General features: G+C 25.6%; 20 protein-coding genes. 13 read left to right on the forward strand and 7 right to left on the reverse strand.

Annotated elements, in window-relative coordinates:
- Positions 1-228 precede the first annotated feature (228 nt).
- The gene (gene rd / locus NG904_RS06460; protein ID WP_252230592.1) at positions 229-390 is read right to left on the reverse strand and encodes a rubredoxin; all 162 of its coding nucleotides are present in this window, start codon (positions 388-390) and stop codon (positions 229-231) included.
- 106 nt (positions 391-496) lie between these two features.
- Positions 497-1,684, reverse strand: a complete 1,188-nt coding sequence (locus NG904_RS06465; protein ID WP_252230594.1) for an anaerobic nitric oxide reductase flavorubredoxin — start codon at positions 1,682-1,684, stop codon at positions 497-499.
- 352 nt (positions 1,685-2,036) lie between these two features.
- Here NG904_RS06465 and rbr point away from each other — a divergent pair, with 352 nt between their 5' ends.
- From rbr to NG904_RS06485, 4 genes are all read left to right on the forward strand, one after another.
- Positions 2,037-2,573: a rubrerythrin gene (rbr, locus tag NG904_RS06470; protein ID WP_252230596.1), complete on the forward strand. Its 537-nt coding sequence runs from the start codon at positions 2,037-2,039 to the stop codon at positions 2,571-2,573.
- Between the two features lie 51 nt (positions 2,574-2,624).
- Entirely contained in the window at positions 2,625-3,266 is a 642-nt protein-coding gene (locus NG904_RS06475) for a flavin reductase (protein WP_252230598.1), read from the forward strand.
- A 174-nt stretch (positions 3,267-3,440) separates the two neighbouring features.
- Positions 3,441-3,830 (forward strand): bacteriohemerythrin, encoded by a 390-nt coding sequence (locus NG904_RS06480; RefSeq protein WP_252230600.1) that lies wholly within the window; start codon positions 3,441-3,443, stop codon positions 3,828-3,830.
- Positions 3,831-4,506: 676 nt separating this feature from the next.
- Positions 4,507-6,201, forward strand: a complete 1,695-nt coding sequence (locus tag NG904_RS06485; RefSeq protein WP_252230602.1) for a flavin monoamine oxidase family protein — start codon at positions 4,507-4,509, stop codon at positions 6,199-6,201.
- Between the two features lie 260 nt (positions 6,202-6,461).
- Here the strand turns inward: NG904_RS06485 and NG904_RS06490 are convergent, their stop codons facing one another.
- A complete protein-coding gene (locus tag NG904_RS06490) occupies positions 6,462-7,565 on the reverse strand; it encodes a DEAD/DEAH box helicase (RefSeq protein WP_252230604.1) in 1,104 nt (367 codons plus the stop codon).
- Positions 7,566-7,888: 323 nt separating this feature from the next.
- A complete protein-coding gene (locus tag NG904_RS06495; RefSeq protein WP_252214254.1) occupies positions 7,889-9,082 on the reverse strand; it encodes a coenzyme F420-0:L-glutamate ligase in 1,194 nt (397 codons plus the stop codon).
- A 115-nt stretch (positions 9,083-9,197) separates the two neighbouring features.
- Between NG904_RS06495 and NG904_RS06500 the strand changes: the two genes are divergently transcribed.
- The 3 genes from NG904_RS06500 to NG904_RS06510 all read left to right on the forward strand — a co-directional run bounded on the left by NG904_RS06500 (position 9,198) and on the right by NG904_RS06510 (position 12,270).
- Positions 9,198-10,079 carry a LysR family transcriptional regulator gene (locus tag NG904_RS06500; RefSeq protein WP_252214252.1) on the forward strand — a complete coding sequence of 294 codons (882 nt, stop codon included), beginning with the start codon at positions 9,198-9,200 and terminating at the stop codon, positions 10,077-10,079.
- 309 nt (positions 10,080-10,388) lie between these two features.
- On the forward strand, positions 10,389-10,541 hold the full coding sequence (locus NG904_RS06505) for a zinc-ribbon domain-containing protein (protein ID WP_003373161.1): 153 nt from the start codon (positions 10,389-10,391) through the stop codon (positions 10,539-10,541).
- A gap of 535 nt (positions 10,542-11,076) precedes the next feature.
- Positions 11,077-12,270 (forward strand): DUF6348 family protein, encoded by a 1,194-nt coding sequence (locus tag NG904_RS06510; protein ID WP_252230606.1) that lies wholly within the window; start codon positions 11,077-11,079, stop codon positions 12,268-12,270.
- A gap of 273 nt (positions 12,271-12,543) precedes the next feature.
- Here NG904_RS06510 and NG904_RS06515 read toward each other — a convergent pair whose 3' ends face one another.
- Positions 12,544-13,563: an acyltransferase family protein gene (locus tag NG904_RS06515; protein WP_252214248.1), complete on the reverse strand. Its 1,020-nt coding sequence runs from the start codon at positions 13,561-13,563 to the stop codon at positions 12,544-12,546.
- Positions 13,564-13,786: 223 nt separating this feature from the next.
- Here NG904_RS06515 and NG904_RS06520 point away from each other — a divergent pair, with 223 nt between their 5' ends.
- The 4 genes from NG904_RS06520 (at position 13,787) to NG904_RS06535 (ending at position 20,274) form a co-directional block, all read left to right on the forward strand.
- Positions 13,787-15,010, forward strand: coding sequence for a class I SAM-dependent rRNA methyltransferase (locus NG904_RS06520; RefSeq protein WP_252230608.1), 1,224 nt, complete (start codon positions 13,787-13,789; stop codon positions 15,008-15,010).
- 268 nt (positions 15,011-15,278) lie between these two features.
- A complete protein-coding gene (locus tag NG904_RS17470) occupies positions 15,279-16,772 on the forward strand; it encodes a methyl-accepting chemotaxis protein (RefSeq protein ID WP_252230610.1) in 1,494 nt (497 codons plus the stop codon).
- Positions 16,773-17,022: 250 nt separating this feature from the next.
- A complete protein-coding gene (locus NG904_RS06530; RefSeq protein ID WP_252230612.1) occupies positions 17,023-17,706 on the forward strand; it encodes a hypothetical protein in 684 nt (227 codons plus the stop codon).
- 207 nt (positions 17,707-17,913) lie between these two features.
- Complete coding sequence (locus NG904_RS06535) at positions 17,914-20,274, forward strand: EAL domain-containing protein (protein ID WP_252230614.1); 2,361 nt, start codon at positions 17,914-17,916, stop codon at positions 20,272-20,274.
- Positions 20,275-20,497: 223 nt separating this feature from the next.
- Here the strand turns inward: NG904_RS06535 and NG904_RS06540 are convergent, their stop codons facing one another.
- The gene (locus NG904_RS06540; RefSeq protein ID WP_252214238.1) at positions 20,498-20,680 is read right to left on the reverse strand and encodes a hypothetical protein; all 183 of its coding nucleotides are present in this window, start codon (positions 20,678-20,680) and stop codon (positions 20,498-20,500) included.
- 245 nt (positions 20,681-20,925) lie between these two features.
- Between NG904_RS06540 and NG904_RS06545 the strand changes: the two genes are divergently transcribed.
- Positions 20,926-21,633, forward strand: a complete 708-nt coding sequence (locus tag NG904_RS06545) for a TraX family protein (protein WP_252214236.1) — start codon at positions 20,926-20,928, stop codon at positions 21,631-21,633.
- Between the two features lie 270 nt (positions 21,634-21,903).
- On the opposite strand, the gene NG904_RS06550 is transcribed toward NG904_RS06545, so the two are convergent.
- Positions 21,904-22,335: a hypothetical protein gene (locus NG904_RS06550; protein ID WP_252230616.1), complete on the reverse strand. Its 432-nt coding sequence runs from the start codon at positions 22,333-22,335 to the stop codon at positions 21,904-21,906.
- 127 nt (positions 22,336-22,462) lie between these two features.
- On the opposite strand from NG904_RS06550, the gene NG904_RS06555 reads away from it, so the two are divergent.
- Positions 22,463-22,765, forward strand: a complete 303-nt coding sequence (locus NG904_RS06555) for a YnaG family membrane protein (protein WP_252230618.1) — start codon at positions 22,463-22,465, stop codon at positions 22,763-22,765.
- The last annotated feature ends 16 nt before the right edge of the window (positions 22,766-22,781 follow it).

Here is a 22,781-nt window from a genome sequence, read left to right on the forward strand (position 1 = left end):
TTCCTAAAGAATAAAAAAATGTGAATTCGGAAGAATCCACATTCATTGTATAATTAATATAAATCAGGATTAGGAAAAGACGTAAAAGAAAACCCGCAATACTGCTGTAAAAGATGTGATGATGATACATACATTACTCTATATGTTATATATAAAAGGTACATATAATGCACAATGTTTTTGTCTATGTGCATTATATGTTATTTATTATATTAATTAAAATTTATACTAGTTTTCTTTTTCAAAATCTGATTTTGGAACTCCACATAATGGGCAAACCCAATCTTCTGGAATATCTTGAAATTTTGTTCCAGATGCAACACCATTATCTGGGTCACCTACTGCTTCATCATAAATATAACCACATACTGTACAAACGTATTTTTCCATAATATAAATCCTCCTTTGAATTGGTAATATTAATTAAATATACATATTATAAGAATAATAATTTCCTTTATATAAAGCAAATTATTAATTGTAAATATGTATATAATTAAAGCTCTTCTGCAATATTTTTTCCGAACTCTCTACATCTCTCTAATGCTTCTTCATCAGGAGTCCATAATTCTCTTATTCCTGAATTAATTGTCGTAATTCCAGCTTTTTCTAATTCTTCTGTAATTAATTTTATAGATTCACCACTCCAACCATAACTACCAAAAGCTGCTCCTTTTTTGCCTTTAAATTTAAAACCTTTTATCATTTCTAGAATTGAAGCTGTTGAAGCCAAAATACCATTATTTATAGTTGAGGAACCTAAAAGAATTATCTTTGACTTGAATGCTTCAACAATTACATCATTCTTATCAGTCTTACCTGAATTAATAATTTTTACTACAACATCTTTATTATTACTTGTTATTCCTTCTGTTATGCATTCTGCCATTCTTCTTGTTGCATTCCACATACTATCATATATTATTGTTATTTGGTTTTCTGCATATTCATTTGCCCATTCTGCATACTTATTTATTATTTGCATTGGATTATCTCTCCATATTATACCGTGACTTGGACAAATCATATCAATTGGTAAGTTAAGGTTTAATATTTCTTCAATTTTCTTTGCAACTTGTCTGTTAAATGGAGCTAAAATATTTGCATAATATTTTAGTGCTTCATGATATAGTTCTGATTGATCAACTTTATCATTATACATAAGCTCTGAAGCATAATGTTGACCAAAACCATCATTACTAAATAATATATTTTCACCTGATAAATATGTAAACATAGTGTCTGGCCAATGAAGCATTGGAGCTTCTATAAAAGTAAGTTTATGCTTACCGATATCTAATGTATCTCCAGTTTTCACTTCCACAAAGTTCCAATCTTGATGATAAAGTCCTTTTAATATTCTAACCCCATTTTTAGCACAATAAATTGGAGTGTTAGGTATTTCTTTCATAAGTTCTACTAAGGCACCACTATGATCAACTTCAGAATGGTTCATAACTATATAATCAATTTTTTGTATATCTACTTCTTTTTTTAAATTAGTAATAAATTCTGTAGTAAATGGTGTCCAAACAGTATCTATTAATACTGTCTTTTCATCTTTGATTAAATATGAATTGTATGAGGAACCTTTATCTGTAGACAATTCATTTCCATGGAATTGTTTTAATTCCCAATCGATTTTTCCAACCCAAGTTACAGTATCATTTATTTTAAAACTCATCTAAATAACCTCCTCTTTCTTTTTTTTATTATATACCATAATTAAGAAAAAATGAATATAGATTTTACAGGACAGTATAGAGTCAGAGTCATCTCACTTATTAGTAAAAGAATTAAATACAAAAATAGTATTTAGTAAAATATTTAATATTAAACTTAAAATATGCAAATAAAGAGGCGTAAATAAAAGGATAGTTATTGATCAGACTTTAAATTTTTATTATATATAACATCAAAATTTGTTAAAAAAATTGGAATTTAATATGCATAATGATATAATATTACATATACAAATAAAAATAATTAACAAATAAAAATAGTTAACTAATGTATATTATAAGGAGAGATGATTTATGAGTAATTTAAAAGGAACAAAGACAGAAGCTAATTTATGGGCTGCATTTGCAGGAGAGTCTCAAGCAAGAAATAAGTATACTTATTTTGCATCAAAAGCTAAAAAAGATGGATTTGTACAAATAGCATCTATTTTCGAGGAAACAGCTAATAATGAAAAAGAACATGCTAAAATGTGGTTTAAACTTTTAAATGGAATTGGCAATACCCCTGATAATTTAAAGTCAGCTGCTGAAGGCGAAAATTATGAGTGGACAGATATGTATGTAAACTTTGCAAAAGAAGCAAAAGAAGAAGGATTCGACAAGATTGCATATTTATTTGAAGAGGTTGCTAAGATTGAGAAGGAGCATGAGGAACGATATAAAAAATTACTTGCCAATGTTGAAGATGATTTGGTATTTTCAAAGGATGGAGATGTAATTTGGAAATGTTCTAATTGTGGACACATATGTATTGGGAAGAAGGCTCCAGAAGTTTGTCCTGTATGTTCACATCCACAAAGCTATTTTGAAATAAAAGCAGAGAATTATTAATTTTAAAATTAGAGAAGTATAAATTTTATTATATGAAAGAAGGCAACAATTATGAATAACAACGCATTTAGAAACCTATCATATGGAGTTTATATAATTTCTGTATGGGATGAAGGAAGACCAACTGGTTGTACAGCTAATAGTGCTATGCAGATTACATCAGAACCTGCGACAATTGCAATTAGTATAAATCATGATAACTATACAAATCAGTGTATTAAAGAAACAGGAAAATTTGCAATTTCAATTTTAGGAGAGAATTCAGATCCATCAATCATTGGTACTTTTGGATTTCAGTCTGGAAAAAATGTAAATAAATTTGATTCAGTAAAGTATGAAATCAAAGGGAATATGCCAATTGTAACGGAAGGATGTGCTTATATTACCTGTGAGGTAGTTAATAAGATGGAAACAGATACACATACTGTTTTCTTAGGTAAAGTAATAGATGGAGATGTTCTTTCAAAGGATGATGCTATGACATATGCCTATTATCATAAGGTTGTAAAAGGAAAAAGCCCTAAAAATGCTCCAACTTATATTGCAGAAGATACAAAAGTAGAAAACAATAGTGAAAAATATGTATGCAGTGTATGTGGATATGAGTATTCAGGAGACATTCCATTTGAAGAATTACCAGATGATTATATTTGTCCAATATGTGGCCAGAAAAAATCAGTATTTAAAAAGTAGTAATAGAAATGATATTAAAAAGTAAAATAGCGTACAATAAAACTTTGTTGCACATTATTTTACTTTTATTAAATTAGGAGTTTGTTTTAATGTGTAATAATTATTAATTGATAAAATATATTATTGAGTGTATAATAATTATAAAATATAAAGATTGAAAGAAGGTAGTGTTTAATGTATGAATTTAAAGAAGAATATAAGACTGGAATAGATTTTATTGATGAACAACATAAAGTTCTTTTTGAAATAGCTGATAGAACTTATGCTTTATTAAAAAATGATCTTACAATTGATAAATATGATAAAGTAGTAGAGTTAATAAAAGAACTTCAAGACTACACTGTTTTTCATTTTAATGCTGAAGAAGAATACATGAAAAGTATTAATTATAAAAGAATGTTTACTCAGAAAGTTGAGCATGATGCGTTTATAAAAAGAATTAAAGATGTAGATTTTTCAAAGATTGATGAGGATCAAGATGAATATATAGTCAGTATATTGCAACTTCTAAATGATTGGTTAACAGGACATATCTATTCAAATGATAAACTTATAGGAAAATAATTATACTTTTATGCAAAATTAAGATATGTATATAACTATGATAGTGCAAAAAATATTTCAATAATTTTTACAATTGAATAAAAAACATTTATACAAAATCCTTATTATAATTAAGTTCCTACACAAAATACAACTTGGAGATATGTATAAATGTTTATGAACTCAATTATATCAGATGAATTATCACTATACAAATTTTTCAAACAACTAAATAGCAATTCGAGCATTTATAAGCATAAGGATTTCATATCTTCCTTTATAAAATTCACAATATATCTATTCTAAATCTATATTAATATCTTTTGTTATTTCCCATAAGGGACACATTCTTTTATAACTAAACAATATTTTACCCTATCATGAAAGTATCAACTGGAAGAGGAAAAGAAGTACATGAACTTTCATACATATTTGCGATATTATTTACAATTAGATTCATATTAATGCCCGATTAAATGATATGTTGAATTAATTTTCATCAAAGGAAAAATCCTTGACAATACCGGAATGTACTGTTGAGGATTTTTATGTTTAGAGTAATAAATTCTATTTATTTTTATATAGATACTTTATTTAATGAATTTTAATCTAAAAAATAATTGGTATGTTATTTTTAAAAAGTAATATATTTAATATATAACTTAAATATATCATTATAAAATGGAGTTGAATTTAGATGAATGCAGAATTTAGATATGTACAATCACTCAATCCATCCAATGAAGAAAGATATAAAATGTTAAAAACTGCTTTAGAAAAATCCAATCGTATTGAAGATTTTGATGATATAATATCAGCACTTGCTCCACCAAATGATATTACAACAATTGCCTCTCCAAAAGATTGTAAAGAAATTAAAGTTGGTATAATAGGTGGTGGTCTTGCGGGCATATCTTCTGCTTTTGAACTTAGAAAGTTAGGTTTTGATGTTACAATCTTTGAAATGCAAAGCAACCGTATTGGTGGTAGAGTCTATACACATTATTTTGATAAAAATAAAAATTTTTATGGTGAACTTGGAGCTATGCGTATACCAATAAGTCATGAAAGTACATGGCATTATATAAATACTTTTAATTTACAAACAAGACCATTTATCCAAACAAATGAAAATGCATTTATGTATATAAGAAATAAACGTGTAAGAAATGATTCTGAAGGTAAAAATGTAATGGAAAAAATTTATCCTGAATTTAATCTAACTCCTGAAGAAAAAAATACCTCTTGGCAAAAACTCATAGATTATGCTCTAGCAGATAATCTTTTAAAGATAAATCCATCTATAAGAAATGAACTATTACATATAAAAAAGCAATATTCAGTTCTAATTCAATCTTTGGACAGTTTAAGTATAAGAGATGAATTAAAAAAAATGAACTTAAGTGAAGGTGCTATAGAACTCATATCATGTGTTGCTCCTTTTCTTGGTGCTTTTTATGATAATAGCTATTTAGAAAATTTGCAAGAAGACTATAGTGTAGATTATGCTTATAGATATGAAATAGTTGGTGGTTCAGTTAATTTACCTCTTGCTTTTTATAATTCATTAATTTCTAAAAATCCTAAAGAATATACTAATATAGAAAAAAAGAATTTAGGAAAAGTGACTTTAGAAAATGGAAAAACAGTAACTAGTATATTTAATGATGATAAGAATAATAAAGTTATACTTGAGTATAAATATAAAAATTTTTCAAAAAATTTCAGTAGAAGTTTTGATTATGTTATTTGTGCAATTCCTTTCTCTAGTCTTAGAAATATGAATATATTTCCAATGTTTAGTACTGAAAAAATGCAAGCAATAAAAGAAGTAAATTATTCATCATCTCAAAAAACACTTTTTATGTGTAATGAACGTTTTTGGGAAAAAGGTAATGATAATGAAAAAATATTAGGGGGTGGATCTTACACCGATTTGCCAATTCAAAGTATATGGTATCCTTATTATAATTATAATATAAAAAAACATAGTAAATATAATAATTATGGAGTACTTTTAGCTTCATATAATCTTGGACAAGATGCTATACGTTTAGGAAACTTAAATAATGATGTGCGTTTTGAAACGATAAAAAGACAAGTTGAGAAGGTGAATGGTCTCCCAAGTAAATATCTTGATAAAATAGTAATGGATTTTAAAACAATAAATTGGAATAATGAACCTGGAATTTTAGGCGCGTTCTGTTATTTTACACCTAATCAACATACTAACTTTTTATATTCAATGACAAAATCAGAATATAAAGATAAAGTGTATTTTGCAGGTGAACATGCTTCAAATAAACATGGATGGATGCAAGGGGCTTTAAATAGTGGGATGAATGTTGCTAATTCAATAGCACAACACTGTAAAGAAGTAAAAAAATACTAAATTATATTTTAAATAAAGGCTATGTTTTAAATGCGTATTGATATTGTAGTATAAAGCTCATGGACAGAGGAATTTACTTTAAGAACACTAAAATAAAGCTTAGTCCAATTAATGCATGCTCCCAATCAAAGATTGCTGACAAGCAATTAATTGTACAAATCTTCATTAAGAGTTCTAAAAAGCAAATTCCAATGCCAGTTCGCCCTTATACTAAAATATCAACATTCACTTAAAACATAGCCTAAATAAAAAGAAATCTTTTAAATTTCACGTCTAGGTATTGTAAATCCTAATTTTTTTTCTATTGCATTTAGATGATAAGAATCTTTTGGTGCAATGAACATACAGGTATAACCATTTTCACCTGCACGTCCTGTTCTTCCTATACGATGAATATAGCTTTCTGGAGTTTCTGGAGCATCATAATTATAAATATGTGAAACACCAGAAATATCTATTCCTCTTGCAGCTACATCTGTTGCTATTAAATATTGAATATCAGCATTTCTAAAAGATTTCATTATTCTTTCACGCTTAGACTGAGGAACATCGCTATGTATTTTTTGACAATTAAGACCTTTTTGATGAAGTGCAATCTCAAGGACATCAGCTCTGCGTTTAGTTCTACAAAATATCATTGCCATAAATGGGTTATCTTCTTGCAAAGTAGTACAAAGGGCATCTTGTTTCCATCTATCAGTGGTTTCTACAACTTGCTGTTTGATTTTATCAACAGCTATAGTTGGTGATTTTATGTCTATAAATAATGGATCAATCATATATCTATAGGCAAGTTTTTTTACTTGTGAATCCATAGTAGCGGAAAAACAAAGTGTTTGGTGCTTTTTTGAAGCTGCTTTCATAATTTTTTCAATATCATTTTTAAATCCCATTAATAACATTTGGTCAGCTTCATCTATAACTATAGTTTTTAGCTTTGATAAGTCGATAGTTTTTCTATCAATATGATCAAGGAGTCTACCAGGAGTGGCAATAACCAAATGTATATTATGTTTAAGTTTTTTTAATTGACTTCCAATATCCTTACCACCATATGCAGCTAATATATTAATATCATTATTTACATTAAGTTTTTTTGTTTCCTCTGTTATTTGAATTGCTAATTCTCTAGTAGGGGACAGAATTAATACCTGTGTTCCATTAGTATTAAGTGATATGTTTTGAAAAATGGGAAGAAGAAAAGCAAGAGTTTTTCCAGTTCCAGTTTTAGCTTCTCCAATAACATCTTTACCCGATAAAATTTGTGGTATACTTTCTTCCTGAATTGGAGTTGGAGTTTTAATTCCATTTTTGTTTAGTACATTAACTATATTTTCATTTATGCCTAAAGTTTTAAAGTTCATAATTATTATCCTTTCAATTAGTATATTTTAATATTATGCAAATGTAAGAAAATAATAGCCTAAAATAGACTAGCAGATGAGACTATTATTTCTTAGAATATCCATTAAATAAATAAAAGCTTGGTATCTGTTAAAAACAACCAAGCTCTACAAATAATCAATATTTAAATAATAACTGTTTTAGTAAAATAATATCACTTAAAAGTATTGTAGTCAATGAAATTTGATTTATAACATAGGGTTGGATAACCAGAGTATATTGATATGAAAAATAGCCACTTAGAAGTTAATTTATCTAAGTGGCTATTATATTTAATTAAGTATTATTTTGTGTAGTTATCGAAATATCCTTGAATGAAGATTATTGGTGTTCCTTTATCTCCACTACCTGAAGTTAAGTCAGATAATGATCCAATAAGGTCAGTAAGTCTTCTTGGTGTTGTACCTTGTGCAGCCATAGAACCTACTAAATCAGCCTCTTTATTCTTAATGTAATTTGAAATTGCAGTTTTTAATTCTTCACCTTTTAAATCTGCAAAATCATTATCTGCAAGATATTTTAATTTAATTTCATTTGGAGTTCCGTCTAATCCTTGAGTATAAGCTGGAGAAACAACTGGGTCAGCAAGTTCCCAAATCTTACCTACTGGATCTTTGAAAGCGCCATCTCCGTAAATCATAACTTCAACATTTTTACCTGTCTTTTCTTTAAGTAAAGCTTGTATATTATCTACGATTGGTTGACAATCACGAGGGAATAACTTCACTGTTTGTTCAGTTGATTTATTAGAACCTAATAATCCATAAGCTTCATTGCATCCGCTTCCATCAATTGATTCTGATAATATATTATCTAAGCTATATACTTTTTCTCCACCGTTAGCTTTTAATATTCTCTTAGTTCTAAATCTTGTATGTATATCACAAGTAAGAACGCTCTTAGTGTAATTTAAAATAGTCTTACAATCATTTGAGAAGATAACTTCACATTCTATACCGTATTCTTCTATTAAAGATTTATAGTAGTCGATATAATCAACTCCTGTGAAAGGATGCTTGTTATATCCAAATAATTCACGGAATTTTGCTTCAGTTAAAACATCTGTCCAAGGATTAACACCTTTTTCATCTAAAAGATCTAAATCTACTAAGTGATTTCCAACTTCATCTGATGGATAGCTTAACATTAAAACTATTTTCTTAGTAGCTCCTTTAGCAATACCACGTAAACAAATAGCAAAACGGTTACGGCTTAAGATAGGGAATATAACACCAATTGTATCATCACCAAACTTAGATTTAACATCTGTAGCTATGTTATCTATTGAAGCATAGTTTCCTTGAGCACGTGCAACAACTGATTCAGTTACAGTAACTATATCTTTATCATTAATAGAAATTCCTTCAGATGCTGAAGCTCTTAATACGCTATCAACTACGATTTCTTCAATTTTGTCTCCTTCTTTTATAATTGGACAACGAAGTCCTCTAACAACTGTTCCGATAACTCTTTCCACAATAATCTCTCCCTTAAAATAAATTCAAAATAATATGGTTTATACTTGTAATATACTCCAATTAATGATATAAGTAAAATAAATAGTAAATATATCTAATATAAGGAGAGCTTATATGATAAGTAAATTAGATCTATATAAAATTTTTCGTCAAGTAGGAAAAAGCAAGAGCTTTTCAAAGGCGGCAGAGGAACTTTATATGACACAACCAGCTATAAGTCAATCTATAATGCAGCTTGAAAGAGAATTAGACACTCGTCTTTTTAATAGAACACCTAAGGGAGTATCACTAACTAATGAAGGAAAACATCTCTTTGAATATGTAGATTCAGCTATAGGTTTAATAGAAGCTGGAGAAGAAAAGATTTTAGAATTTCACAATTTATCTGTAGGAGAACTTAAAATTGGTGTGTGTGATACAATTTCAAAATATTATTTAATGCCTTATTTGGAGAAGTTTCATAATATGTATCCTAATATTAAGTTTAAAATCATTAATAGTACAACATTAGAGCTGTGCACACTTATAAAAGGTGGTGAGATAGACATAGCAATATGTAATTTTCCAATAGATGACCCATCTTTAGAATTAAGACCATGTGTAGAAGTACAAGATATTTTCGTTTGTGGAGAGAAGTACAAGTATTTATTAAATGATAATATGTCACTTGACGATGTGGCTAATTTGCCGTTAATATTTTTAGAACAAACATCAAATTCAAGAAAATATGTGGAAAATTTTATGATTTCAAAAGGTATAAAAATATCACCAGAGTTTGAACTCGGTTCATATGATTTGCTCTTAGAATTTGCAAAAATAAATTTAGGAATAGCATGTGTAGTTAAGGAATTTGCAAAGGAATATTTAAATAAAGGTTTAATATATGAAGTAAAAACAGTAGAAGAAATTCCTAAAAGAAATATAGGGGTGTGTTATTTAAAAAGAGTTCCACTTTCATTAGCTTCAACTAAATTTGTAGAAATAATTGAAGGATAAGCTTGTTAAATATCAATTATATGGTAGCATAGAAAATTTTAAGAAAGGATATAACTTCAGAGAACATATTTTTAGATATTATCAATAAAAATGTTTAACAAATTAAAATATAAGTTAATTGTATTGTATATATGAAAGTATAGATTAAATATATAAAATAATAAAATTACCTTGTAATAAATAAAGTTATGTGTTATTATAAATGAGTAGCAGAAATGTTACTAAAATAAAGACTTGTATTTGATAAATAGTTTCTCGTAAATGGAGATTATTAATGAATTAAGATCTTTAAATTAGGGAGGAATTATTATGACAGATAAGACAATAGTATGCAGAGATTGCGGTAGTGAATTCATATTTTCAGTAGGAGAACAAGAATTCTACAAAGAAAAAGGATTCGATAATGAACCAACAAGATGTGCAGCTTGTAGAAGAGCTAAAAAAGAACAAAATAGAAGATAATTTTATATTGTTATAAATAAGACTGTAGTTTAAACTACAGTCTTTTTTGTTATAAAGATTTATTAATAAAAGTAAGAACCAGTAGGCAAAATTTATTAAAGGCTGAACTTACTGGCTTCTAGAAATTAATTTATTATGAGTGTATAAGTATGCTTATAATAAATTTTTATAAAATGTCAAGGTTCATACCATAATATGTATAATTAATACGAGTTTTAAGGAGAATTCATTGATTAAATACTGCTAAATATTGTTTATGATAGAGAATTAATAAAAGAAATATTAATATATAATTAAAAGAAATATTATAAATATGTAAAATTCTTATAGATAATATTGCTAATCTTTAGGATTTTTTTTGTTTTTTATAAAATAAATATATATTCTATTAAAAACTTTAAGTATAAAAATAGGGATAAATATAAAGTAATGGAAAAATAATCCGATATTAAAGTGTAACTTAACTAATAGGTTTTTATATGTTAAAGAGGTTAAGTAAATTACTAAAAATCAAATTAAAAGGAAAAATAATCAAATGAGAATATTTAACAAGATATTTAATAGAAAAAGTAAAAATATAAAAAATATAGAAACCAATAAGGAAGATATGAAAAGTAATGTAAATTTAACTAATGATCAAAAAGTTATTAGAGTACTAAACAATGTAATAAAAGGAAGTGAAATAAAAAATGAAAATTTATATATTAAAGACATAGAATTAAGAATAGAAGCACATGTATCACAAATAAATAAAGGATTTATTCAAGTTATATTTGTACTTAAGCATGAGATTTTTGATGAAGATTTACTTGAATGTGTAGCAGGAGTTGGAAGTAATATTAATTCAGCTATTGAACATGCAGTATCTAGTTTTTCTTTATCATCATTATGTGGAATAACACATGCATTAAGAAATGAAGAAGGTCATAAATTAAAAATAAAATATTATGATAAAATAAATGAGTTTACGCTCTATAAAAGCTGTTTAACAGCTCAAGGAACAAAGTTGGAAGGTAAAAAAATAGATTATTGGGAACTATTGGGGGAAGAAATAAAAAAGCGCTTAGGAAATAAAAGGGTTTATTATATAAAGATATATGCATCTAAAACTGGTAATTCAACAAACTGCGAATGTAGAATAAATGGAACAGTTAATATTAGCATAAGTAAGATTATTAATGAACATATTAAAGTGTGGAAAATAGAAGAAGCATTGTATTCCGAAAAACAAATTTTTGTTTTAATTCAAGGAAAAAATACATATGTACCATATAATTTTACCCCAATACATATTAGTAATATTACTATGAAAGCATTGGATTTATACAAACAATGTGATTCAGCAGAAAAATACAATAATTTATATACTCAAATTTTTAATTTCTGTGCTGATAACACTTTAACTACTGAATTATTTTGCTTTATACCAGAAATTTTTTGTGAGTTTATATTCCCAGAGGTAAAGTATTCAGATGAAATTATATTACTAAAAGGAAATGAAAAGATTCAATTATTTAAAGAACAAATTATGTCTTATAATTTAATATATGATATTATTGAAAGAACTATTAAAAGTGGATACTATGAAAATAGTGAGATAATGAATATTGTTTTTAAAAGTTCATTATTTAATGCAATTAATAAAGCTTTAAATAATGGGAGTAAAATGGAGAGCTTATGTATGACTTCTTTAGCATTTAATGTTAGAGCTGATTATAGAGTTTTTTAAGTAACTAAATATAAAAGGTTGTTACATTTTATTTTATCATAGGAAATTATAGAATTTTTGAAGCTTGAAAGGCTGATAAAATTTAAGGTTATGGACATATTTTTGAATTGACAATGAACAATTGACAATTTAGGATGAAATTACAACGTGATTTCTAAATATATATTTTTTAAGAAAGCCAGTGGCTTTCAACCACAATTGTCCGCTGTCAATTGTAAATTGTTCATTGAAGGGTGGAGTAGCCACTTTGTTCTGTAACAACCTTTTTAAGATTTACTTTTCCTTAGCAAATATTTTTTTATTAAGACCATTTAAGAAACAATTAAATTTAATAGCTACAACATCTCGTGAAAGTAAAAATGTAATAATAAAAGTACCTATTATAATGATTATAAATTTAACAATATCACTTGGTATAAGAGAACATATGCCCAACACAACACCAATAAAATAAGTATGTAGTAAATATACTGATAAAGTATTTCTACCCAATTTGCATAAAAAAGTTTCCTTTTTAGTTACCAAATTTGCAAATACATATATAAATAGAAAACCAATTCCGTAGTTTAGTGTAGCAAGAATAATACTTTTTATCATACCTATTTCAAAATGATTATAAGAACGATCAGCCCATAAAAATTCTCCTGGAATATTAAAAAGTTTAACAAATAGAATTGCAAGTGTAATACCTATACCAGTAATTAATATAGAAGGGACTTGTCCAAATTTTCTTAATTCATGTAATTTTTTTTCACTTGTATAATATCCAGCTAGAAAGAATGGAGTAAATGCAAGAGTACGTGAAAGCGACATGAATGTACCTAATTCACTAAAAAGTCTAGCAGCTATTCCTACAATGATACTGATCATAAATATATTTCTAATTTTTAAAAGATCTGGTAAAAATATCTTCCAAAGGAACATTGAAAATATATACCATAATGCCCACCCAGGAGTAAAAAATGAAAATACAGTTATACTTGTAATTTCAACAGCATTATTTCCTAGAAAATATCTAGAATACATCTCAATTATATTCCATATTATGTTGAAAAATAGAAATGGTATAAATAAATTTTTTACTGCATTTTTACGTCCTTTTTCTATATTTTTAGAAAGATAACCTGATATAAAGATGAATACTGGCATATGAAAAAGATAAACAAAGGTATACATAATTCTAACAATATCATAATCCTTTCGTAAGAATTCTAAGCTATGTCCTAAGACTACTAGAAAAATTAATATACCTTTACTATTATCAATTAAATAATTCCTATGAGTTTCTACCATTTTATTAACCCCTTTTATTAATCAAAATAAGAGTATTCTTATTTATATCTTAATATAATTTTAAAATTCATACTATTTATACTAAAACATAGTGTTGCCTTAGAGTCAATAGTATTAGGATATGTTAATTTAACCATTTTATTAATTACATAAATTAAAAATCTTTGCTATATAATTGAGATAAATATATAATATAAGTATTAATTTAAGGTAGGGATAACAAATGAAAGAATTAAAAGTTATAGTGAAAAATGAATATGTAAAAAAATATAGCAATAAATATGCATTAATATCAGCGGAAACATTAGAAAATCCACAGGTGTTAAAAAATGAAGGAGATATTATTACATTAGTAGATAAGAAGCAACAATTTTTAGGTAAAGGCTATTATGGAAAGCAAAACAAGGGTTGTGGTTGGGTTTTAAGTAATAGTAAAAAGTGTAATTTTGATAATAAGTTTTTCTATGATAAGTTAAGAAATGCTTTTTCAAAAAGAATGAAATTATACCATTCTAAAGATACAAATGCTTTTAGAGTATTTAATGGCAGTGGTGATGGAATTGGTGGATTAACTATAGATTATTTTGATGAATATTATCTTATAACTTGGTATAGCAAAGGTATTTATGCATTTAAGGAGTATATAATAAAATCTATAAAATCTTTAGTTTCATTTGAAGGAATATATGAAAAGAAGAGATTTGAAGATAATGGAATGGTTGTAGATGAAGATAGCTACTACTGTGGTCAAAAAGCACCAGAACCTTTAGTTGTTAAAGAAAACAACGTGAATTTTGCCATTTATTTAAATGATGGTGCTATGGTTGGGATATTCTTAGATCAAAAGGATGTTAGAAAATCTATAAAGAATACTTATTCTAATGGTAAGAGAGTATTAAACACCTTTTCATATACAGGAGCATTCTCAATGGCAGCAGCAATGGGTGGTGCTATAACTACTAGTGTAGATTTAGCAGGTAGAAGTTTAAAAAAGACTATTGAAAATTTTGAATTAAATAAGATTGATCCAAATAATCATGAAATTATTGTAGAAGACATATTCCATTACTTTAAGGAAGCTAAAAAAGATAATAAGAAATTTGATTTAGTTATATTAGATCCTCCAAGTTACGCTACTTCTAAAGATAATACATTTAGTGCAGCAAGTAATTACAAAGATTTAGTTAAGAGTGCTATTGATGTTACTGAAGATGAGGGAGTAATAGTTTGTTCTACTAATTGTTCTACATTTAATATGGATAAATTTAAGAAGTTTATTGATAAAGCATTTGTAGAAAGTAATAAGAAGTATTTTATTCTTGAGGAACATACATTACCAGAGGATTTTGCGGTTTCAGATAAATATCCTGAAGGCGATTATCTTAAGGTAGTTTTTGTTAAAGTATACTGTGATAAATTAATGAATGAAATTGAAAATATGAACTAAGATTATAAACAATAAATATAGAATAAAGCATTGTTAAATAGTGTTTAAAATTAAGATTTAGATTTAATCTAGATCTTTTTTTATTGATATGAATAAATTAATACATTAATATATATGAAGTTTTAAACAACATGTTGAAATCTTATTAAAGCAAAATAGATTAATATCGATAATATATAATGAAATTGCAATTTAATTTAATAAAGAATCTAATTTACAATATACTATAAAATTTTAGTACACTAGATATAAGAAGGAGATGTATAAGGTGGGAAATAACTGGGGGTTCGATGTAAAAAAGATACATAAGGTAAATTATATAACTATAATTGTTATATGTTTACTTATGAGTGTAACTACTATGTCAATGCTTAACTTTAAAGTAAGTATGGAAGACTTATTACCATTCATAATAATATTAATAGGTTCAACTATTATATACTTTGCGAATATAAAGGATATGATAAAAGCTATAGCATTTAGTTTAGCTATAATACTTTCAAATTTTGGGTATTTTTTATCTGCGAATTTTAATGAACAAACCATAGCTTCTGATACATTAGTTTTTGTAGCAGGAATAGTATGTGCAGCATTATATTTTAGCAAAAAATTATTGGTTACTAATGCACTTATTTTGGATATATGTATTGCAATATTATTTTGGGTTAATCCAGGAAGTATTTTAGGAAAAAGTTTTTCATATTCTAATATGCTAAATTTTTTTGTAATTTTAAATGGAATTATAATTTTAATCTATTGTCTTACTATTTGGGGGGGACAGCTTATTGAAGCAGCAAATAAAAAATCTTCAGAAAGTAAAAATTTAATAGATAAATTAGATGAACTGTTATTAAATATTAAAAGTGTTACTAATGACTTAGATGGTAACATCGAAAATTTTTCTGAAGATATTAAACTTGTTAATGGTACTAGTAAAGATATAAATGAGTCTATGGAACAAATAAATATTGGAGTTCAAGAAATAGTAAGGAGTATGTCAGATATAAACTTAAGAATAAATAACTCAACTGATTCATTAAATAAAACTAGTGACATATCTAATTCAATATCTATGATAGCAAATGAGATGAATGATAATGTTAAAGATGGATCAGAAAAAATCAATTCTATGAATAATACTATGGAGACAATTAAATCAGCTGTAGAAATATCTTTAGATACAGTTAACACTCTGAAAAATAGCATTGATAAAATAAATTCCGAAATTAATAGTATTTATGAGATTTCATCTCAAACTAATTTATTATCATTAAATGCAAGCATTGAAGCAGCTAGAGCTGGAGAACATGGAAAGGGATTTGCTATAGTTGCAGAAGAAGTTAAAGAACTTGCTGATCAAAGTACTAAGATAGTAAAAAATATTTATGAAATAATTACTGAAATAAATTTAATTACTAATGATGCAGTTGTTAAGGTTTCTGAAGGAAATACTTCAGCAGATGATGGAATTAAAGTTGTTAATGATGTGTGTAGTTCTTTCAATAACATTGAAGAATATTTTAAAACAATGAATGAGTATATAGGAGAAGAACATACTCTTATTAAAAATGTAGTGGATAATTTTATACCTATAAAAACAGAGATTGAAGGGATAGGAAGTATTACTGAAGAACATTCAGCATCTACAGAAGAAATTGATAGAACAATCAATGAACAAAGCAAGAAAATTAACTCAATGACTTTATCTATAGAAGAAATTAGCGAATTAAGTAAAAATTTAAAGAAACTTTCTTCTAGATAGATAGTAATTAAAAAACATAGAGAGAAAGCAGTACGTTAACATTTATTTAGTGAAAAAGAAATTTAATATTTTAAATACAAGTTAAAATGCATACTGTAAATTAGTATGCATTTTTGTCAATTTCAATAAATTAATGTATTAATATATTCAAAATATAAACAAAAATGACAACGATTACTAAAGTTAAATGTATTAATATCGATAATATATAATGGAATTGGAAATTAATTTGATTAGGAGATGTATTAAAATGGAAAACTATAGGGGATTTGATATTAAAATTATACATAAAGTAAATTATATAACTATAATTGTTATAAGTTTACTTATGAGTTTAACTACTATGTCAATGCTTAATTTTAAACTACGTATTAATGATTTATTACCATTCATAATAACAATAATAGTTTCAATTATAATATTTTTTTCAAATATAAATGATTTCATAAAAGCTATATCTTTTAGCTTAAGTATAATAATCTCAAATTTTGGATATCTTTTATTTGCAAACTTTAATGAACAAACTACTGCATCGGATGCATTAGTGTTTGAAGCAGGTATTGTATGTGGTGCATTATATTTTAATAAAAAAGTATTAATTATAGATGCATTTGTTTTAGATATATGCATTGCAATCTTATTTTTGTTTAATCCTAGAAGTCTTTTAGGGGAAAATTTTTCATACTCCAATATGTTAAATTTTTTTGTTATTTTAAATGGAATCACAATTTTAATTTACTGTATTACTATCTGGAATAGAAAATTAATTGAAGTAGTAGATAAAAAGTTTTTAGAAAGTAGGGAGTTAGCAGATAAATTAGATGCAATCTTATTAAATAAAACTAGTGAGATATCTACAATATCTACAATATCAAATGAAATAAATGATAATGCTGAATATGAAGCAGAAAAGATTAACAATATAATAGATTAAAGAAAATTTCAAAGTAATTAGCAAAAAATAACTGGTTAGGAGAAGTTCAATTACTCAGTCCATTTTACTTATGTATATATCAATACTCTACTATAAAACATAGCCAATATTTTTATTATAGAGTAAGAAAAAACAAGATATTAAGGAATATTTTATTTCGTTATGCTATACTACTGATTATAGGATATATTAGGAGGCAATTCACGGATGGATAAAAGGCAACTAGTTATAATCTCTAGTAATGCAAAAAAATTTTTAGAAGTATATAATAAAGCTAAAAATAATAAATTTGTATTTTCAATATATGAAAGCATAGATGAAGTTATTAAGTTAGATGAAAATTTAATAATAATAGACACTAATGTAGGTAATGAAGAAGTTATTAGAACTATAAAAAAACTAAAGAATGAATTTTTAAAAGTTAAATTAGGAATTATAATATGTATAGATAAAGAGAATATTGAGAGTTTGAAAGAGTACATAAAAATTGGAGCAGATGATTATATATTAAAACCATTTAGCTTTGAAGAAATAGATTTAAGAATTAGTAATCAAATTAAGTTAATGAAAGCAGAAACAAATTCTAAGATAAAAGATATTCAGTTTGATGCATTATTAAATAACACTCCTTTTATGGCTTGGTTTAAGGACAAAGACAGTAATTATATTAAGGTAAACAATGAATTCATGGAACATAGTGGAAAAACAATGAAGCAAATAAAAGGCAAAGGTGATCATTATGTATGGAGTGGAATGGTAGGAGATAGGTGCAGACAGTTTGATTTAGAAGTAATGAATAAAAGAACACAAGTAGTTTTTGATGAGATAATTCCTGGAGAGAAGGGATTTAAGCAATTTAATATGTATAAGGCACCAGTATTAAATGAATTTGATGAAGTAATAGGTACTATAGGTATTGCAAGAGATGTTACTGATTTAAAAAATAAAGATGCAAAATTACAAATACTCATGAATAATTTATCATTTCCAGTATGGTTAACTGATACGAAAGCAAGATATGTTAATGGAAATAATAAATTTTCAGATTATTTTAATGTAAACATGGATGAATTAATAGGAAAAGTCCCACATGAATTTTTTGGAGAAGATGTTGTAGAAAATATTCATGATGAAAATAATGAAGTAATGGAATCTAAAGAGACTAGAAGATTTGAGTCTGATATTAAAATTAAAGGTGAAATTAGAAATGTAGAAATATATAAAACTCCAGTTTTTGATATAGGAAATAAGGTTATTGGTATCACTAGTGCTCTTATAGATATTACAGAGATTAAAGAAGCACAAAGAAAAATAAAGAAACAAGCTTTTACAGATGCTTTAACTCAAATATCAAATAGAACTGCATTATATGATTATATGAAAGATGAAAATGATTATAGTAAAATAGGTATGATGCTTATAGATATTGATAACTTTAAAGATATTAATGATTATTATGGTCACAACTTTGGTGATAAAGTAATTGTACATGTAGCAAATGAACTTAAGGAAATCTGTAACGATGCTTTTATATGTAGATTTGGCGGAGATGAATTTTTGATTGTTTTTAAAGATGTAGAAAATGAAGATGTTATAAGTAATCAAGCTGAAAAAATATTAGAAAAAATACGTTTGTATAAAGAGCATGATTTTTCTGTTAGTATAGGTATTGCAATGGGAGATAATATATCAGATATAAATAGGTTGCTTGTAAAGGTAGACCTTGCAATGTACAAATCTAAAGAATTAGGTAAAAATAGATTTATGACATATACTAAAGAATTAGAAGCGGAAAAAAACTTAACTTTAAATATAGAAAAAGATTTAAAGTATGCAATAGCCAAAAATGAAGTAAAGGTATTTTATCAACCACAGTATACAATAGATAGAAAACTAAAAGGATTTGAAGCGTTATTTAGATGGCAAAGTAAAAAATACGCTGGTGTTCCTGTTATAAAAATAATAGAAGTTATGGAAAGCACAAACTTAATAATAGATATGGGCTATTATATAATGCGTGAAGCTTGTAAATTTGCAAAAAAAATAAATGTAAATAGAAAAGCGAAGATAGTAGTTTCAATAAACATATCTGCTATTCAAATAATGGAAAAAGATTTTATAAAAAAGGTAAAATCAATAATTAATAAGACTGGTGTATCTATTAATTGTATTGGAATAGAAATAACAGAAACAATATTAGTTAAAAATATAGAAGAAAATATAATGAAGATTAAAGAATTAAAGGATATGGGAATTATAATTAGTTTAGATGATTTTGGTACAGGCTATTCATCTCTTAATTATATTGTAAATATGCCTTTATCATTAATAAAGATAGATAAGAGTTTTATTAGCGGAATGAATGTAAAAAAAGAATATATAAAGCTTTTAAGATTAATTATTGCATCAGCTCATTCATTAAATTTACCAATAGTAGCTGAAGGGGTAGAAACTGAAGAACAATTAGAAAAATTAAATAAAATGAATGTAGATTATGTTCAAGGATTTTTATTTTCTAAACCAGTAGAGGAAGAAAAAGCATTTAAATTATTAGAACTTGAATCATAAATTTACCATACAACTTAAAATTTTGTTGTATAACTATAATAAGCAAATATTTTATAAATATACTATTGTACGTGGTTAGTTAAAAAGTGTATAATGAAATGGCAGGTTATTAATTAAAATTACGAATGCGGGCTACATCTTAAGAATATTTCATATTTTTAAGATGTAGCCCAAATTTTTATATATTATATGAGAGGATTTAATTTTATTATAAGGAAGAGATTTAATTAAATATATAAGGATATCGGCTTTTACATATATTGATACAGTCTTTAACAGTATTTTCTCCATAATAGTTTATTAACTCAACAATAACTAATCCTAAAGCATTTTCTACTTTTGCTACATATAAAATGTGAACTAACTTATCGGTTAAATTATCAAAATTAAAACAATGTTTACTCATAATATAATAAATCCTCTCTAATTATAATTTATTAAATATATATTCATCTTTCAGGTATTCAATGACTAAAATCCAAAAATAATAAGATATATTTTAGAATATGAGCAATTAATAGAAATATATGCAGATTTAATAGAAATTTATCTTACAAAAATGTAATGTAAATGAAAGATATTTAAATATGTGATTCTATTAAGTTAGTATAGAATAATTTATGTAGAATATAACAAAGGAGAAGATGATTTATGTTTAACTCATTTCAATTAAAAGTAATAGCTTTAATATTTATGATATTAGATCACATTTATACTTATATGGGACCAGTAAGTGGAGTAAATATTCCTATATGGTTTGGATATTTAGGAAAACTTGCAGCACCAGTATTCTTTTATTTAATAGTAGAAGGATTTTTTAAGACTAAGAGTAGAATTAGTTATATGAAGAGACTATTTGTATTTGGAATTATAATGATTTTTGTTGATATTACATTTAATATCCATAACAATATATTTTTATCATTAGGATTAGCAGTAGCACTTATGAATATGATAGAGTACACTAAAAAGTGTAAACAAGAAGGCAAGGATTATTGGATTGGAATATTGTGTAGTGTGGTAATTGGAATATTGATGATTTTTACAGAAGCATCTGTATATGGTTTGGGAATGACATTAATATTTTATTTCTTAAAAGAAAAGAAGATATTAATGTCCATAGCATATATACTATTTAGTATATCACCTATTTTATCATCATTAAGTCTTGGAGAATATTTTATGGAATCAATATTTATTTGGGATTATCAATGGATGATGGTATTTTCAATAATATTAATACTTATGTATAATGGAAAATTAGGTTTGCGTAATAAATTTAGTAAATGGATGTTTTATGTAATTTATCCCATTCATCTAATTATTATAGTTTTAATAAGTAGAGGATTGCTATTTTAGATTATGTTTGTATTTTAATATGAAGTTTATAAAATAGGAAATTTAATTTAAAATTCTAAAAATAAATATTAGTTTAATTAAGTTAATACAGATAAAAAAATTCTTTGCTTAATCATTATAAGCAAGGAGTTCTTTTTTTATTATATTAAATTACCACGTGAAAGTTTAATATAAGTAGCTTTAAATTTTATTAATTAATAAGAAATTTTTTGATAAAGATTCATCTCATATAAAGACTCTACCTAAGTTTTAAATAAGTAGCAAAGAAAATTAAGAAAGTACTTTATTCATATAATTACGATCAAAGCTATCATCAATTACTTTATATGTTTTGTTTGAATTATCTCTATACCAAATAATTAAATATTCTTTGCCTAGCGTATAAATACATAAAATATCATCTGAATTTTCATAAATACATATCTCAAAAGACCCTTTAGTTCTATTTTTAGATGTATCTCCAAAGTACCTAATAATTTTTGTATTAGAAATGTAGGATAAGATTTGCTTTATTTCCTCTTTGTCTTTAATATTTTTTTCATTTCCAGAATTAACACCTCTAATATAAAGTTTATCAATAGTTTCTAAATTACAATTATTAGATAAAACATTACCTATGGTAGTTTTTCTAGGATAAAAGTAGTATATTAAGATAATTGATAAAATAATTATAGATAAGACTATAAAATAACGTTTTTTCATAATTATTACTCCTAAATATAAATTTAATCTTTTGCTAAATTATAACACAAACAGATAAATATGTTATAATTTAACAAAAGATATTATAATATAGAAGAATTTAAGATACATAGGGGGAGAAACTTATATGCAAAATAAAATTTCAATATTAAATGTAGGCAATAAACTAGGGGGTATTTCTCTTGGAATTCCTATAATTGTTTTTATGTTCATTCTTAATTGGCTTTTTGATATAACAGCATATCAAAAATTTGAAGGTATGCCATTAATGCTAGCTCCATATATATGCTCAATAGGAGTTATTTTAGCATTAATTTCAAGAAAGCTTTCAGATAATAAACTATGGAAGATAGGTATTATTTTTAATATACTTTTAATTATAGCTCCATTTTTGTATTGGCATTTAGGAACTTTAATTTTTGGCGTTTAATATTTAAATTTTAATT

The organism is Clostridium sp. ZBS15, assembly GCF_023845705.1.
Classification (GTDB): Bacteria; Bacillota; Clostridia; order Clostridiales; family Clostridiaceae; genus Clostridium; species Clostridium aquiflavi.

Excerpts from the sequence above, each read along its gene's own strand:
- NG904_RS06540 (WP_252214238.1), bottom strand. The coding sequence starts at position 20,680 with ATGAGTAAACATTGTTTTAATTTTGATAATTTAACCGATAAGTTAGTT.
- NG904_RS06520 (WP_252230608.1), top strand. The coding sequence starts at position 13,787 with ATGAAAGAATTAAAAGTTATAGTGAAAAATGAATATGTAAAAAAATAT.
- NG904_RS06480 (WP_252230600.1), top strand. The coding sequence starts at position 3,441 with ATGTATGAATTTAAAGAAGAATATAAGACTGGAATAGATTTTATTGAT.
- NG904_RS06510 (WP_252230606.1), top strand. The coding sequence starts at position 11,077 with ATGAGAATATTTAACAAGATATTTAATAGAAAAAGTAAAAATATAAAA.
- NG904_RS06555 (WP_252230618.1), top strand. The coding sequence starts at position 22,463 with ATGCAAAATAAAATTTCAATATTAAATGTAGGCAATAAACTAGGGGGT.
- rbr (WP_252230596.1), top strand. The coding sequence starts at position 2,037 with ATGAGTAATTTAAAAGGAACAAAGACAGAAGCTAATTTATGGGCTGCA.
- NG904_RS06465 (WP_252230594.1), bottom strand. The coding sequence starts at position 1,684 with ATGAGTTTTAAAATAAATGATACTGTAACTTGGGTTGGAAAAATCGAT.
- NG904_RS06485 (WP_252230602.1), top strand. The coding sequence starts at position 4,507 with ATGAATGCAGAATTTAGATATGTACAATCACTCAATCCATCCAATGAA.
- NG904_RS06545 (WP_252214236.1), top strand. The coding sequence starts at position 20,926 with ATGTTTAACTCATTTCAATTAAAAGTAATAGCTTTAATATTTATGATA.
- NG904_RS06490 (WP_252230604.1), bottom strand. The coding sequence starts at position 7,565 with ATGAACTTTAAAACTTTAGGCATAAATGAAAATATAGTTAATGTACTA.
- rd (WP_252230592.1), bottom strand. The coding sequence starts at position 390 with ATGGAAAAATACGTTTGTACAGTATGTGGTTATATTTATGATGAAGCA.
- NG904_RS06535 (WP_252230614.1), top strand. The coding sequence starts at position 17,914 with ATGGATAAAAGGCAACTAGTTATAATCTCTAGTAATGCAAAAAAATTT.
- NG904_RS06500 (WP_252214252.1), top strand. The coding sequence starts at position 9,198 with ATGATAAGTAAATTAGATCTATATAAAATTTTTCGTCAAGTAGGAAAA.
- NG904_RS06550 (WP_252230616.1), bottom strand. The coding sequence starts at position 22,335 with ATGAAAAAACGTTATTTTATAGTCTTATCTATAATTATTTTATCAATT.
- NG904_RS06475 (WP_252230598.1), top strand. The coding sequence starts at position 2,625 with ATGAATAACAACGCATTTAGAAACCTATCATATGGAGTTTATATAATT.
- NG904_RS06505 (WP_003373161.1), top strand. The coding sequence starts at position 10,389 with ATGACAGATAAGACAATAGTATGCAGAGATTGCGGTAGTGAATTCATA.
- NG904_RS06515 (WP_252214248.1), bottom strand. The coding sequence starts at position 13,563 with ATGGTAGAAACTCATAGGAATTATTTAATTGATAATAGTAAAGGTATA.
- NG904_RS06530 (WP_252230612.1), top strand. The coding sequence starts at position 17,023 with ATGGAAAACTATAGGGGATTTGATATTAAAATTATACATAAAGTAAAT.